13 protein-coding genes are annotated in these 14,284 nt (G+C 50.3%); all 13 read left to right on the top strand.

Going from position 1 to position 14,284, the window contains the following annotated elements; all coding sequences use genetic code 11:
- Nucleotides 1-4: 4 nt before the first annotated feature.
- A complete protein-coding gene (locus ACRQU7_RS16090) occupies nucleotides 5-319 on the top strand; it encodes a (2Fe-2S)-binding protein (protein WP_444641809.1) in 315 nt (104 codons plus the stop codon).
- Nucleotides 319-1,428 carry an NAD(P)/FAD-dependent oxidoreductase gene (locus tag ACRQU7_RS16085; RefSeq protein WP_444641807.1) on the top strand — a complete coding sequence of 370 codons (1,110 nt, stop codon included), beginning with the start codon at nucleotides 319-321 and terminating at the stop codon, nucleotides 1,426-1,428. Before ACRQU7_RS16090 ends, ACRQU7_RS16085 begins: the two co-directional genes overlap by 1 nt.
- Nucleotides 1,425-2,252, top strand: coding sequence for a (2Fe-2S)-binding protein (locus ACRQU7_RS16080; RefSeq protein WP_444641805.1), 828 nt, complete (start codon nucleotides 1,425-1,427; stop codon nucleotides 2,250-2,252). Before ACRQU7_RS16085 ends, ACRQU7_RS16080 begins: the two co-directional genes overlap by 4 nt.
- Nucleotides 2,245-3,435, top strand: coding sequence for an NAD(P)/FAD-dependent oxidoreductase (locus ACRQU7_RS16075; protein ID WP_444641803.1), 1,191 nt, complete (start codon nucleotides 2,245-2,247; stop codon nucleotides 3,433-3,435). The genes ACRQU7_RS16080 and ACRQU7_RS16075 overlap by 8 nt, the downstream gene beginning before the upstream one ends.
- A gap of 86 nt (nucleotides 3,436-3,521) precedes the next feature.
- Entirely contained in the window at nucleotides 3,522-4,433 is a 912-nt protein-coding gene (locus ACRQU7_RS16070) for a dihydrodipicolinate synthase family protein (RefSeq protein WP_038325744.1), read from the top strand.
- Nucleotides 4,434-4,845: 412 nt separating this feature from the next.
- A complete protein-coding gene (locus tag ACRQU7_RS16065) occupies nucleotides 4,846-5,532 on the top strand; it encodes a response regulator transcription factor (RefSeq protein ID WP_444641800.1) in 687 nt (228 codons plus the stop codon).
- Nucleotides 5,519-6,508, top strand: a complete 990-nt coding sequence (locus ACRQU7_RS16060) for a sensor histidine kinase (RefSeq protein ID WP_444641798.1) — start codon at nucleotides 5,519-5,521, stop codon at nucleotides 6,506-6,508. Before ACRQU7_RS16065 ends, ACRQU7_RS16060 begins: the two co-directional genes overlap by 14 nt.
- A gap of 82 nt (nucleotides 6,509-6,590) precedes the next feature.
- Entirely contained in the window at nucleotides 6,591-7,280 is a 690-nt protein-coding gene (locus ACRQU7_RS16055) for an ABC transporter ATP-binding protein (RefSeq protein WP_444641796.1), read from the top strand.
- Nucleotides 7,277-9,874 (top strand): ABC transporter permease, encoded by a 2,598-nt coding sequence (locus tag ACRQU7_RS16050; RefSeq protein ID WP_444641794.1) that lies wholly within the window; start codon nucleotides 7,277-7,279, stop codon nucleotides 9,872-9,874. The genes ACRQU7_RS16055 and ACRQU7_RS16050 overlap by 4 nt, the downstream gene beginning before the upstream one ends.
- Before the next feature lie 350 nt (nucleotides 9,875-10,224).
- Nucleotides 10,225-10,896, top strand: coding sequence for a response regulator transcription factor (locus tag ACRQU7_RS16045; protein WP_038325739.1), 672 nt, complete (start codon nucleotides 10,225-10,227; stop codon nucleotides 10,894-10,896).
- Nucleotides 10,893-11,960 carry a HAMP domain-containing sensor histidine kinase gene (locus ACRQU7_RS16040; RefSeq protein WP_444641791.1) on the top strand — a complete coding sequence of 356 codons (1,068 nt, stop codon included), beginning with the start codon at nucleotides 10,893-10,895 and terminating at the stop codon, nucleotides 11,958-11,960. Before ACRQU7_RS16045 ends, ACRQU7_RS16040 begins: the two co-directional genes overlap by 4 nt.
- A gap of 234 nt (nucleotides 11,961-12,194) precedes the next feature.
- Complete coding sequence (locus tag ACRQU7_RS16035; RefSeq protein WP_444641789.1) at nucleotides 12,195-13,025, top strand: SDR family NAD(P)-dependent oxidoreductase; 831 nt, start codon at nucleotides 12,195-12,197, stop codon at nucleotides 13,023-13,025.
- Between the two features lie 246 nt (nucleotides 13,026-13,271).
- On the top strand, nucleotides 13,272-14,273 hold the full coding sequence (locus tag ACRQU7_RS16030; RefSeq protein WP_444641787.1) for an NAD-dependent epimerase/dehydratase family protein: 1,002 nt from the start codon (nucleotides 13,272-13,274) through the stop codon (nucleotides 14,271-14,273).
- Nucleotides 14,274-14,284: the final 11 nt, after the last annotated feature.

The following is a 14,284-nucleotide window of genomic DNA, read 5'->3' as shown; positions in this document are numbered from 1 at the left end:
TATGATGAATAATATTTTGGAACACCCTATTTTAGGAACAGACACCAATGAAAAGTATGTCAGCATTACGGTTGATGGGAAACCGCTGAGCGTGAAAAAAGATTCTATGATCGCCGCAGCGCTTCTGGCACAGGGGATCCGCATCAACCGTTACACAGGCAAAAACCATGAACCCCGCGGCGTATTTTGCGGGATCGGCCAATGTACCGACTGCGTTATGGTTGTCAATGGTTTGCCGAATGTGCGTACCTGCATCACACCGGTTGAAGAGGGAATGGTTATTGAGACCCAAAACAAGGACAAGGAAGGGAAATCGTGATGGAGAAACGCGAAATAGCGATTATCGGCGGTGGCCCGGCCGGCCTGGCGGCTTCGATCGAAGCTGCCAGAGCCGGTGCCCACGTGTTGTTGATCGATGAAAACGCAAGTCCCGGGGGGCAGTTGTTTAAACAGATTCATAAATTCTTTGGCTCTAAAGCACACAGTGCAGGGATCAGAGGGATTGATATAGGCAAAAAGCTGCTGAAGGAAACCGAAGAAGCGGGTGTTGAGGTTTGGCTGAACAGCAGTGTCATCGGCTTATATGAAGGAAACAATCTGTCGGTTGTTCGATCCACTGCCGAAGGGAAGAAAATAGTCACTGTTCAGGCTGATAAAATACTGATTTGCACAGGCGGTCAGGAAAATGCCATTAACTTTGAAGGCTGGACTATCCCGGGTGTGATGGGTGCGGGCTGTGCCCAGACTATGGTAAATGTCAACCGTGTGCTTCCCGGAAAACGTGTTCTGATGATCGGTTCCGGAAATGTCGGCTTGATCGTCAGCTATCAGCTGATGCAGGCGGGCGCAGACGTGGTCGCTATTGTTGAGGCTGCCGATCACATCGGCGGCTACGGAGTACATGCTGCCAAAGTCCGCCGGGCGGGAGTCCCGTTTTACCTCAGGCATACCATTGTACGCGCAGTCGCGGGTGAGAATCAGGAAGTTTGCGCGGCGGTCATCGGGCAATTGGATGACCAATGGAACATTATCCCCGGTACTGAGAAGACCATCGACGTAGATACCGTCTGCATCGCCGCGGGTCTGCGGCCGCTTGCCAAAATCGCCCAGATGTACGGCGTGAAGCATGCCTTTATTCCTGAAATGGGCGGTTGGATGCCGATGCATGACGAAAACATGGAAACCTCCGTTCACGGGGTATATGTTGCCGGCGATACAGCAGGCGTTGAAGAGGCTAATACGGCAATGGACGAGGGCCGTCTGGCGGGTATTGCCATGGCCGAGGCCCTCGGATATATCTCCGGGGAGAAAGCGGAGCAACGCAAAAACGATATTCGTAAAAGCCTTGAGTCCTTAAGGCTTGGGCCATTCGGCGAAAGACGTCTGAAAGCAAAAGAAAGAATCATCGCAAGGGGGGTAGCGGAATGAACGACAATATTTTGCAAAACGGCTATCCCTCTTGGGAAGAACTGAAAAAGTTCAACCGGATCCCTTCAGATGAAAGATTTGCGAAGGGACCCGTCGCGGTTATTGAGTGCATCCAGGCCATCCCCTGCAATCCCTGCGAAGGCGCATGCAAATTCGGCGCGATCTGTGTTGGCGAGCCGATTATCAACCTCCCGCAGCTGGAGGAAGAAAAATGCACTGGCTGCGGCATGTGTGTAGCGCAGTGCTCCGGCCTGGCCATCTTTGTGGTTGATAAGACTTATAGTGAAACGCAGGCAACAGTAAGCTTCCCGCACGAATACCTTCCTCTCCCTGAAAAAGGGCAGACGGTCACAGCGGTAAACCGCGCCGGCGAGCCCGTATGCGAGGCGGTCGTCGTGCGTGTGGTGAATCCTGAAAGAAACGACCATACTCCGGTTGTAACAGTTGCCATTCCCAAAGAATTTGCCGATGTTGTCAGAGGTATGGTTCGCCTTGGAATGGAGAAGCCGGCAGATCACAGCTGCTGTAAGGATTATGTATATAAGGAAAACGATCCGGACGATCTGATCGTATGCCGCTGCGAGGAAGTCACGGTCGGCGACATTCGCAAGGCGATCGCGGAGGGTGCCGCATCCATTACCGGCGTAAAGCGGAGGACCCGGGCCGGTATGGGTTTGTGCCAGGGCAGGACCTGCTCCAAGATTGTAACGAAGATGCTTTCCGACGCGACTGGCAAAAGAGGTATTGATATCCCCCTCGATACTGCGCGGCCGCCAATGAAGCCTGTAACTATGAAAATTCTCGGAGGTGACGATGATGTCTAAAACTGCTGACGTAGTAGTGATCGGAGGCGGTATGCAGGGCACCTGCGCCGCCTACTATCTGGCGAAAGCCGGACAGAAGGTTATCCTCGTTGAGCGCGGAGACCTTGCAAGCGGAACGACTTCTCGCTCTGACGGTGACTCCTTTATCAACGACGTACCTCCCGGATACATGACGGAGTTTGCTGAGGCGACCATCAAAGAGTTTATCAAGATGGATAAGAAAATCGACGGTGATTTTGAATGGGTACACCGGGGCTGCGTGCTTCTGATGGAGACCGAAGAAGAGGTCGAATTTGCGAAGGAACTTGCAAAAGCGAAGCAGGCTACCGGTTCCCAGGTCCGCTTCATGGATCGGAAGGAAGTTCATGACGACGAGCCGAATACCGCCCCCGATATCCCGGGCGGGCTGGAATTTACCGCCGGTGGTGCGCTCAACCCCATGCAGCTCGCTTATGGCCTTGGCCGTGAGATCGAAAAATGCGGCGGCGAACTGATGCGCTATACCGAGGTGACCGGCTTTGAGAAGAATGCTGACGGCAGAGTCTGCAAGGTTATCACAAATGAGGGTGAAATCATTACGGACAATGTTGTCATTGCGTGCGGTATTTGGTCGCAGAGCATAGCCGAAAAGGCCGGAATATATCTTCCGATCCATATCATGAAAGGCGACCTGCTTGTTATTGAGAGGGATGCTTACATTACGCGCCGCAAGACCATGGAGTTCGGATACAACCTCGTCCGCAATGAAAATCACACCTATAAACGAAAGGTCAGTCCGTTCATGGAAAAGTATGGCATTGGTTTTCTGTTTGAGCCGACAAACAGCACCAATGGTCTGGTCGGTTTCAGCAAGTATGCCGCAACCGACACGGTAAGCAACAACCTTGTGACAAGGGCGATTGCTAAACGTGCTATCCGATTTTTTCCCAAGTTCGCCGATGTAAGTGTCATTCACTGTTATGCGGGCCTGCGTCCGCAGTCTCCGGACGGCGAGCCGATTGTGTCCAGGACAAACGTACCCGGCGTATTCGTATCTGCCGGGCATGGCGGTAACGGCATCATGTTTGCGCCGATCAGCGGCAAACTGGTCAGTCAGATGGTGTGCGGACAGAAGACGGATATGGAGATGGGGCCGCTGAGCCTCAACCGCTTTCAACGGGTGGAGCCGTCCGTAACAAGGTAAAAAATCTTTAATCACTTTATTTGGAAACATAAACGGCGCTGAGTACATAAATTGATACTTTTTTGATAATTAAAGGAGGAAATGAAATGAAAAACTATGTCGAGGCCTTAAAGACGATTACTCCTGCTCTTATTACTCCATTAAAGAAAGACGGAACTTTTGACGAAGCCGGTATGAAGAGGCTTGTAACCCGTCTGGTAAGCAAGGGAGCCACTACCCTTCTTCCGCTTGGCTATTCCGGGGAGGTTCGTGCCTTTAATAAGGCCGAACGCAGAAGAATCATCGAAGTAGTCCGCGAGGCCGCGGGTGACGATGTGGTCGTGATTGCAGGCGCGCTGGGGGACAGCACTCAGCTTATTAAAGAGTACAGCGACGATGCGGCGGCGGCCGGCGCGGATATGACCCTGATTACTCCGACCGATTTCTTCTTCCTCACAGACGAAGAACTGAAGGACCTGTTTGTTCGTCTGAGCGAAATCGTAAAGATCCCATTCATGATTTACAACTGTCCCGAGAATCATCATTACTGCAGCCCAGAACTGATGGCAGAGCTCGCAAAGCTTCCAAACATCAAGGCGCTGAAGCAGAGCACGACAACCGACAAAATTCAAAGCATCCTGCAGGCGGTCGATCCGAAGAATGATTTTATCATGGTTTCCGGCGATGAATTTGAATTCTTCCCGGCAATGTGTCTCGGCGTTGACGGCTTTGTCATGGGAGGCCCCGGAAATATTTGTCCCGAAATGTGCTCCGACATTTGGAACAGCTACAAGGCCGGAAAACTGGACGCTGCACGCGAAGAGTTCCTGAGATTGGTTTCTTTCTTTGACGAGCTCTACCACTCTCTGCCTTATCCGATGGTTATTTCTCAGATTAAGGGCGTTATGGAAATTGCGGGCGTTTGCGACCGCTGGATGAGGCATCCTGTCAAGGAAGTATCCAATTCCGATATGCATGTGATCGAGGACATGCTCAAACGCCACAATATTAATCTTTAATACTTGTGATATCGCCCGCAGGAATGCTGCTTTCTCTCAGACGCAGTAGAAATATCCTGGACGAGTAAATGAACATATTATCAGAAGCTTGAACATCCATCCCGGAAAAGATGAATCCTGCGCCGGACGGCGTGAAAATAACGAATCAAGGAATCTGTCATTAGAAAGACAGGTTCCTTGATTTTTTCTTACCCTCAAACGTGCCGCGGACAGAAAACGAAGGTGTGCCAGCAATCAGGACCTCTTGTATATTTCCATCAAAAGAAATACAATAAAACTATAGAGTGGTATGCATGGATTGTATCACAACAAAAAAGCAGCGAAAAATTGGAAACACGGTTTGCTCCGGCTGACGGTGAAAAACCGGCCGGCGGACGATAGGGAACAGGAAAGTAAAGAATGGTGAAAATAAATGAAACGGATATTTTTGGTTGAGGATGATAAGGAAATCGCCAAGAACCTTGTACTTTTGCTCCGCTCGGAGGGGTTTACAGTCACCTACGCCTCTACGCGGGGGGAAGCCCTTTCCGCACTGGCCGGGAATAAATTTGACCTGGCGCTGATCGATATTTCTTTGCCTGACGGAAATGGCTTTACGGTTTGCACGGAGATCAAAGAAGCGCAGGATGTTCCTGTGATTTTTCTGACGGCTTCCGACGATGAGGCGAGTGTTGTTACCGGGCTGAACATGGGTGCGGACGACTATATCACCAAGCCTTTTCGTCCCCGTGAACTGATCGCAAGAATTGGCACCGCCCTGCGAAAAAGCGGACGTTCTCCATCGGCTTTTGAACTTTCCGGGCTTCATGTCGATACGGCAAGCGGCGTTGTAAAAAAGGACGGCGTCGAGGTTTTTCTTTCGGCTTTAGAATACCGGTTGCTGCTGGTGTTTCTTAACAATCCCAAAAGGATTATCACAAGGAACAGGCTGCTTGACGAATTGTGGGATGCTGCGGGCGAGTTTGTCAATGACAATACGCTGACGGTGTACATCAAACGCCTGCGGGAGAAGATCGAGCACGACCCGGCAAACCCGCAAATCATTCTGACCGTTCGCGGGACAGGATATCGATTGGGGGACGGGTATGCTTCGGAATAAAGAGTTTCGGCAGTTTGCTATTTTGTTCTCCTTAATAGCTGTCGCCGCCGTGCTGCTGGGATTTGCAGTCAATACCGCGGCTGGGATCCTTGCCATTGCATCTGCCGCCGCTTTTGGCGCAGTGTTTTTCGCATTTACCAAAGCCCGATATCGGAGCATTGCGCAGATCGCAGATCAAATCGATCTCGTGCTTCATAACGCGGACCATTTGTATATCGGTGAATCGGATGAGGGGGAACTTTCCATTCTGCAAAGCGAGATCACTAAAATGACGCTGCGTATTCGGGAACAAAACGATGCATTGAAAAAAGAAAAAGAACATCTTGCCGATTCGCTGGCCGACATCGCTCACCAGCTCCGCACCCCGCTCACATCCGTAAACCTCATTCTGTCGTTGTTAGAGAATAACCCTGACGAAGAGGAACGGAAAGCATTGATACGGGAAACGAAGGGACTATTTGTACAGATGGATTGGCTGCTTACCTCCCTGCTGAAATTATCGCGCCTGGACGCGGGCATTGTGGTGTTCCAAAGAGGGCAGATCGATATCAACGCTTTGATAAGTGCTGCAGTTCACCCGCTTTTGATTCCGATGGAACTGCACGGGATTGCTTTGCAAACAGACGTGCCGAAGGGGATCGTCATTCAGGGCGATTTCGGCTGGCTTTCGGAAGCAATTCAAAACATCCTCAAAAATTGTATGGAAAGCGCAGGCGATAACGGGAAGATCGAGATTGTTTGTGAAGACAATTTACTGTTTACCGGGATTGCTGTCCGCGACAACGGCGCTGGCTTTGAAAAAGAAGATTTACCCAACCTGTTTCACCGGTTTTATCGCGGGAAGAATGCAGGCGCGACGGGATACGGGGTTGGGCTCGCTCTCTGCAAGATGATTATCACCCGGCAGGGCGGGACGATTACCGCCAAAAATCATCCGCAGGGCGGCGCAATATTTGCGATTCGTTTCCCAAAGTGACGGATCTCTCACCGGAAAGTCACCGAGATGTAAGCTGAAAGTTCTATTATATGGGTAAAACATGAGAAAGGAACCTCACATAATGGAGTTTTTGAAAATTGAAGACCTATGCAAGGTCTACGGCAAGGACGAAAATCGGGTTACCGCGCTTGACCATGTTTCCCTTACCATCGAAAAAGGGGAATTTACCGCAATCATCGGTTCCTCCGGCTCCGGTAAATCCACATTGCTTCACATCATCGCCGGCGTGGACGTGCCGACAAGCGGAAAGGTATATCTGGACGGGGAGGATGTGTATGCCCAAAGCAATGAAAAACTCGCCATCTTCCGCAGGCGGCAGGTCGGACTGATTTACCAGTTTCATAACCTCATTCCCACTCTGAATGTGGTGGAAAACATCACCCTGCCGATCCTGATGGACAAGCGGAAGGTCAACGGGGAACGGCTGAACGATCTGCTGGAACTGCTTGGGCTGCAAGACCGCAAAACGCATCTGCCCAATCAGCTTTCGGGCGGTCAGCAGCAGCGTGTGGCCATCGGCCGCGCGTTGATGAACGCCCCGGCCGTCATGCTGGCCGATGAGCCTACCGGCAGTCTGGACAGCCGCAACGGCCAGGAAATCATCAAGCTGCTGAAAGAAAGCAATCAAAAATATGGGCAGACCCTGCTGCTCGTCACCCACGATGAAAATATTGCTTTGCAGGCCGACCGTATTATTACGATCGCAGACGGAAAAGTCGTGCGGGATGAGAGGCAGGCGGCACGGTTATGAATATTTTTAACAAAATCGCACTGCAAAGCCTGCGGAAAAACCGCACACGAACGCTTGTAACAATTATCGGTGTTGTTCTGTCCGCTGCCATGATTATGGCGGTCGCTACCTTTGGCGTTTCCCTGCTGGACTATATGGCGGGGGGCGCAGCCGCAAAATACGGCGATTGGCACGTCGCGTTTCTGGATGTTGGTTCCTCCTTTGTGAAGGAACGGGCCGGCGACAAGGAAGCTGCAAAAACAGTAACCTTTGAAAACGTCGGCTATGCAGCGCTTGACAGCGGGAAAAACCCCAGTAAACCGTATCTCTTTATCGCCGGATTCAGCAAGAAAACCTTTGATGCCTTGCCCGTGACCTTGCTTTCCGGCAGGCTGCCGAAAACCAGCGGCGAGATTCTTGTTTCGGGAAAAACTGCGACAGACGGCGGCGTTTCCTATGCGGTGGGCGATACGGTTTCCCTGTCTGTGGGAAGCCGCATGAACGGAAACAAGAAACTCGGTCAGAATGATCCATACACATCAGGGGCTGAAACGCTTGTATCACAGGGCGAGAAAACCTACACGGTTGTCGGAATTTGTGGGACGCCCGTTTTTGAGGAGGACTCCGCGCCGGGCTATACCTTGATCACAATGTCGGATACCGCAGAAACGGCGGACGATCTCAGCTTGTTTGTCACTTTGAAGAATCCCCGCCGGGTTCATTCCTACGCGAGCGATGAGGCGGGGGGCCATGCTTACATCCTGAATCATGATGTGCTGCGTTTCATGGGCCTCGATTCATCCGATAAGATTTTTAACACGCTTCTGTACGCAGTGGGCGGCATCGTAATTGCCATTATCATGATTGGCTCGGTCTTTCTGATTCACAATTCCTTCAGCATCTCATTGAACGAGCGTACACGGCAGATCGGGATTCTTGCCTCTGTGGGGGCCACGGCAAAGCAACTGCGCCATTCGGTGCTGTTTGAGGGGCTCTGCATCGGTGCGGTCGGCATCCCAATCGGAATCCTCGCAGGCTTGGGCGGTATTCAGCTTGTGATTTTCGTTGTGGCGGGGAACTTTGGGAGCATTCTCTACTCCGGTGTTCCTTTGACCCTTCATGTGTCGGCTCTCGCACTCGCCGGTGCAGCGGCGGTCAGCCTGGTTACGATTTTGATTTCGGCCTATATCCCGGCAAAAAAAGCCGCCAATACGCCGGTGATGGAGTGTATCCGCCAGACAAACGAAGTGAAGGTGGAAGCGGGAGCCGTAGAGACATCAAAGCTGGTGCAGCGCATATGCGGTCTGGAGGGGACTCTTGCGCTGAAGAATTTCAAGAGGAACAAAAAACGTTACCGTAGTATTGTGCTGTCACTTGTTTTAAGCGTCGTGCTGTTTATATCGACCAGTGCTTTTGTAAAAGATTTGAAACAGACAATGGCACAGGCATTGTCGTTTACCACTTATGACATCGGTTTTGGAACGACGGATATGGACGATGGCGAAATGCTTAGGCTTTATGATCGGCTGAAAACCGCCGGAGGTGTTACCCAAAGCTCCTATCAGGCTGCTATGAAGTATTCCTGCGTTGTTCAGGCAAAAGAACTCTCAGACGATTACTGGGAATCCGCAGGGGAATCTTCGCCGGACGAAACGGCAGAGCTGCCGATAGAAATCCAATTCCTTGATGACAGCACCTATCTGAACCTCATCAGGAGCGCAGGTTTGTCCGCAGAGGACTATACCGGGGAAAACGCAAAAATGATTGCTGTTGCCAAAATACAGACCGGAAGCAATGAGAAGAAGGGTGAAAAAGAAGTCGGTGAGTTTCGTAATATGTTCAAGGGGTCTTCTGTGGAGGCTGCCCTGATTCCCGAAACAAATGGCGAGCCGAATTGGGGACATGGGCAAAGCGCGAGCATTACCTGTGTGGAAGTCGTATCTCCGGACACCCCTCCGACGACAGCGGTCTCCGACCAGCAGACATACTTCTTTCAGGTGATGGCGCCTTGGTCGCTGAAGGAGAAAATTGCCCCTTCCGATGCCTCTGTGGATGTCAGAGTCAAAGGCTTGACTTTTCAGTCTGAGAACCCGTCACAGTCTGTTGCTGAAATGAAAACGATGATACAGGGTGCGGGGATTACCTCCGCGTATCTGCTTCTGAATACGTCTGAAGTGATGGATGAAAACCGGAACTATATCTTCATTTCCAACGTGTTTGCCTATACGTTTATCGTCATGATTTCGCTGATTGCGGTTGCCAATGTGTTCAACACGATTTCCACGAACATCCGACTGCGCCGTCGGGAGCTTGCCATGCTCCAGTCCGTGGGTATGTCCGAACGTTCTTTCAATAAAATGATGCGTTATGAGTGTGCCTTTTATGGTGTGAGGGCGCTGCTTGTCGGGCTTCCCCTGGCAATCATTTTCTCCTGGCTGATCTACAAGGGAATGTTCATCGGCGGCGCGGACGGTATCAAGTTTGTGCTGCCGTGGGCCAGTATCGGAATCAGCGTGTTCAGCGTGCTTCTTGTCATCTTTGTCACCATGACGTATGCTGTCGGCAAGATCAGGAAAGAAAACATCATCGACGCGCTGCGGGATGACACCGATTGAGTTTGGCAGCTTCAACAGCAATATCCGGGAATTTGGGAATCAACAGCCAATTATGAATAGCTGCCAAAACATATCACAAATACCGAAGCAAGCTATAAAGACAGAGGGACCAGTATTCCATGAACCAACAAGCCGGCAAAGAATAAATCCAGACCCTGGGGACCTCTCTTTTCAAAAACCGCTTCCTGCTGATTTTTCAGTGGGAAGCCTTTTTTGTGTATCGTTCTGCTGCGGTTCCGGCACTGATATCTAAGAGCAGCGAAGGTCTGTGATTAAAATTTGAAAGTTGATATCTACTTTAACAATTCTTAAACAATTATCTGGTATAATACACAAAAAGGGGGGATTTCATGGTTAATATCCTCGTAGTTGAAGACGATATCAAACTTAATCAGATTGTGTGCACATCCCTGAATGACAGTGGATATGCCTCTAAGGGCTGTCTGAATCCAAGGGAAGCTTACGACCTGATGTATAACAATCCTTATGATCTCATTATTTCTGACATCATGATGCCTGAAATCGACGGCTTTGAATTTGCTAAAACGGTACGCGAAATCAATAAAACGATTCCCATCCTGTTTATGACCGCCCGCGACGATATGTCCTCTAAGCGAAAGGGCTTCGGGGCCGGAGTAGACGATTATATGGTAAAACCCATCAACATGGACGAACTTGTTCTTCGGGTTGGTGCTTTGCTTCGCCGTGCAAATATCTTCAATGAGAAGAAGCTGACGGTGGGGAGCCTTATCATGGATGCGGACGAAATGACGGTGAAGGTCAGCGGTGAGGAAATTTCAGTGACTTTGCGGGAGTTCAATATCCTGTATAAAATGCTTTCCTATCCGAAGCACACCTTTTCCCGTGCGCAGCTGATGGACGAGTTCTGGGGCGTAGACAGTGACACCAGTCTGCGCGCGGTAGACGTGTATGTCACAAAGCTGCGGGACAAATTTTCTTCCTGTGAGGATTTCAAAATCGTTACGGTGCATGGATTGGGATATAAGGCGGTGTTGTCTTGAAAAAGAAACAGGTTGAAGATGACAGCCGGGTCAAGGCAAAGCACTTTACGTGGAAAGAATATGCGCTGACCTATTTTGTGCTGCTGACTCTTTCCGCAGGACAGTGGATGATCTACGATCAATATGTGAATTATGGCAGCATGCCGCCGGAATTCATCTGGGGGATGCTTGGATACTGGGCGATTGTGACCGCCATTTTTTGTCTTGTTACCGCCCGCCAAAAGGTCCGCGCCTTTGACAGGCCAATGCGAAGGATCAGTGAGGCGGCAAAAGATGTGGCCGGGGGGGACTTCTCGGTTTACCTGGAGCCGGTCCACAGAGCCGACAAACATGACTATGTGGACGTAATGTTCGAGGACTTTAATAAGATGGTAGAAGAGCTGGGAAGTATCGAGACGCTGAAAGACGATTTTATCGGCAATGTGTCCCACGAGATCAAAACGCCGCTTTCGGTGATTCAGAGCTACGCCATGGCGCTTCAAAAAGAGAACCTGTCGGCTGAGCAGCGCAAGGAATACACCGCTACGATCATTACGGCGTCCCAGAAGCTCACGGCGCTGGTCACCAATATTCTGAAGCTCAACAAGCTGGAAAATCAGGAGATCAAGCCTTCCGTCGAGCCTTACGATCTGTGCCGGCAGCTCAGCGAATGCGCTCTCGCTTTCGAAGATTTGTGGGAACAAAAGGATATTGAATTTATTGCGGATATCGAAGATCGCGCCGTGATCCGCGCGGATGAAAGCATGATGGAGATCGTATGGAACAACCTGCTTTCCAACGCGCTGAAATTCACAGATTCAGGCGGGACGGTGACACTGACCCAGACTTCGGATGAGGATACTGTAATGGTCACAATATCTGATACCGGCTGCGGCATGAGCAAGGAAACCATGGAACACATTTTTGACAAATTCTATCAGGCCGATACTTCCCATTCGCAGGAAGGCAACGGCCTTGGGCTTGCCATGACGCTTAAAGCAATCGAACTGTCGGGCGGCGCAATAACGGCTAAAAGCGAGCCGGGAAAAGGGACTGCCTTTATCGTGAGATTAAAAACACATTGATTCAAGAGGAATACAAAACAGCTTTCCACTTCGGAAGGCTGTTTTTTTGTTTTAATATTTCTCAAACATTTCGTAAGCAATTCATAAACATTTCTCCAGTAAGATAAACCTGTCAAATAAACCACGGCGAACGGAATTAAGAGGTTTTCATACGTGTCTTTTGCTGACTCTATCGCGGATACCATCGAATGGCTGAAGCATGAAAATAAAAATTCAAATCGGAAGGAAAGCGTCATGAAAAAAGTGTGTGTTATTACGGGAGGCGGAAGCGGCATGGGTTTTGCCACCGCCAAAATCATAGGCAGTCAGGGCTACTACATGATTCTGGCAGGCCGCACTGCAAAGAAACTAGAAAATGCCGTTGCTGAACTGCAGGCCTCTGGGATCGAAGCCGAAGCCTTTAGCTGTGATATCTCCGACCGCAGGAGCACACAGTCCTTAGCAGAGACGGCGCTTGCGCGGGGCGAAGTGAAAATCGTGATCCATGCGGCGGGAATGTCCCCTCATATGGGCGATGCACAGAAGATCATGGAAGTGAATGCACTCGGCACCATCAATGTCAACGATGCCTTTTATGAGGTGATGCACGACGGCGGGTGTGTCATCGACACGTCTTCCATGTCCGCTTATCTTACGCCAAAATTTATTATGCCAAGGCGAAGCTACAAGCTCAGCCGGATTGATCGCGGCAAATTTATGAGGAAAATGATGCGCCGTGTCAATCTGTTTCCCGGAAAGGTCCGCGCCGGGGTGGCATACGGAATCAGCAAGAATTTCGTGATCTGGTTCGCCAAAACCGATGCCGCGCGGTTCGGGCAAAAGGGCGTGCGCGTTCTTTCCATTACGCCCGGTAATTTTGAAACGCCGATGGGCGAGCTGGAAAAGGATGAGGCGATGACATATATGAAATACAACGCTATCAAACGCCTGGGGCACCCAGAGGAAATCGCTCAGCTCTATGCCACCGCTGCCGATGAGCGTATCGGTTATTTGACCGGTACGGATATCCTTTGTGACGGCGGCTGCGTCGCCAGCGGCTGCAATCCGTTGAGACGCTCGCAATAATTGGCGCTGCACTCCCAACATACTAAAAAAATATAAGCGAAGCGGAGATAAAAATGAAATGGTTTTGTAATCTATCAATATTCGGAAAACTGATCATAGGTTTTATCTGTATTGCATTTACGGCTTTGATTGTCCGAGGGAATCCCCGGAAACGATCATCTAATTTTTTCGATAGATCTCAGGGTGCTGTGACAACGCCCGCAGATTATATAAAATTCAGAAACAGGAAACAGAAAGGAACTCAAAATGAAAGACACAATCTATTTATTAACAGGCGCAGCAGGATTTTTAGGCAACAATATTTCTCACAAACTGGTCTCGCAAGGGAAAAAGGCACGGGTGCTGGTGCTGAACGGTGATCCTGCCGTCAAATATGTACCGAAAGAGGCGGAGGTGTGTTTTGGAGATCTGACAGACCTGGATTCACTGAAACCCTTCTTTGCGGTACCTGAAGGCCACGATGCAGTCGTGATCCATTGCGCAAGCATCGTGACGACGTCTCCAAAGCCCAACCCAAAAGTTTATGATGTCAATGTCACGGGAACAGAAAATATTGTTGACTTATGTGTTGCCCATCACGTAAAAAAGCTGGTGCATGTAAGCTCCACCGGGGCGATCCTTGAAGCGCCGAAAGGCCGGATCATCCGGGAACCGGAAGAATTTTTTCCCGATCAGGTAGTCGGCTATTATGCGAAAACAAAAGCAATCGCTACCCAATATGTTCTGGAAGCGGTGCGCAGCAAGGGCTTGGATGCCTCCATTGTCTATCCTTCCGGAATATGTGGTCCGGACGACAGCGCTTTCGGACTGTTTGCCAGTTTTCTAATCCGCTATTGTCAGGGGCAAATGCCCGTGGGTGTGGACGGTACCTTCAATTCCGTGGATGTTCGCGATCTTGCTGACGGCGTGATTGCCTGTGTGGAAAAAGGCCGGAAGGGCGAGGGATACATCATGAGCAATGAGATGGTCTCGATGCGAAAGATGTTCGATCTGATCAGCGAGGCAAGCGGGGCGAAGCGTGTGGAGACGATTCTGACTCCTGAGCAGATGCAGGCATCGCAGAGCAGTATCGTTGGGTCTGAAGACAAAGAAAATATGGAAGCACTGAAATTTGAACTCTACAATTTGATCCGCAACAATGACTTTTCTTCCGAGAAGGCGGAGAAAGAGCTCGGATTCCACACACGGCCGTTTTCCCAAACGATTGCCGATACCGTGAAATGGCTGCGCAGCGAAGGGAAAATCTAAGCAATTCACAA

Source organism: Caproiciproducens puteiluti (assembly GCF_052442865.1).
Taxonomy (GTDB): domain Bacteria; phylum Bacillota; class Clostridia; order Oscillospirales; family Acutalibacteraceae; genus Caproiciproducens.
Note: the sequence above shows the minus strand (reverse complement) of the source record. Positions and strands in the feature narration are given on the sequence as shown.

Coding starts and splice junctions, on each gene's coding strand:
- ACRQU7_RS16090 (WP_444641809.1), top strand. CDS start 5: ATGAATAATATTTTGGAACACCCTATTTTAGGAACAGACACCAATGAA.
- ACRQU7_RS16085 (WP_444641807.1), top strand. CDS start 319: ATGGAGAAACGCGAAATAGCGATTATCGGCGGTGGCCCGGCCGGCCTG.
- ACRQU7_RS16080 (WP_444641805.1), top strand. CDS start 1,425: ATGAACGACAATATTTTGCAAAACGGCTATCCCTCTTGGGAAGAACTG.
- ACRQU7_RS16075 (WP_444641803.1), top strand. CDS start 2,245: ATGTCTAAAACTGCTGACGTAGTAGTGATCGGAGGCGGTATGCAGGGC.
- ACRQU7_RS16070 (WP_038325744.1), top strand. CDS start 3,522: ATGAAAAACTATGTCGAGGCCTTAAAGACGATTACTCCTGCTCTTATT.
- ACRQU7_RS16065 (WP_444641800.1), top strand. CDS start 4,846: ATGAAACGGATATTTTTGGTTGAGGATGATAAGGAAATCGCCAAGAAC.
- ACRQU7_RS16060 (WP_444641798.1), top strand. CDS start 5,519: ATGCTTCGGAATAAAGAGTTTCGGCAGTTTGCTATTTTGTTCTCCTTA.
- ACRQU7_RS16055 (WP_444641796.1), top strand. CDS start 6,591: ATGGAGTTTTTGAAAATTGAAGACCTATGCAAGGTCTACGGCAAGGAC.
- ACRQU7_RS16050 (WP_444641794.1), top strand. CDS start 7,277: ATGAATATTTTTAACAAAATCGCACTGCAAAGCCTGCGGAAAAACCGC.
- ACRQU7_RS16045 (WP_038325739.1), top strand. CDS start 10,225: ATGGTTAATATCCTCGTAGTTGAAGACGATATCAAACTTAATCAGATT.
- ACRQU7_RS16035 (WP_444641789.1), top strand. CDS start 12,195: ATGAAAAAAGTGTGTGTTATTACGGGAGGCGGAAGCGGCATGGGTTTT.
- ACRQU7_RS16030 (WP_444641787.1), top strand. CDS start 13,272: ATGAAAGACACAATCTATTTATTAACAGGCGCAGCAGGATTTTTAGGC.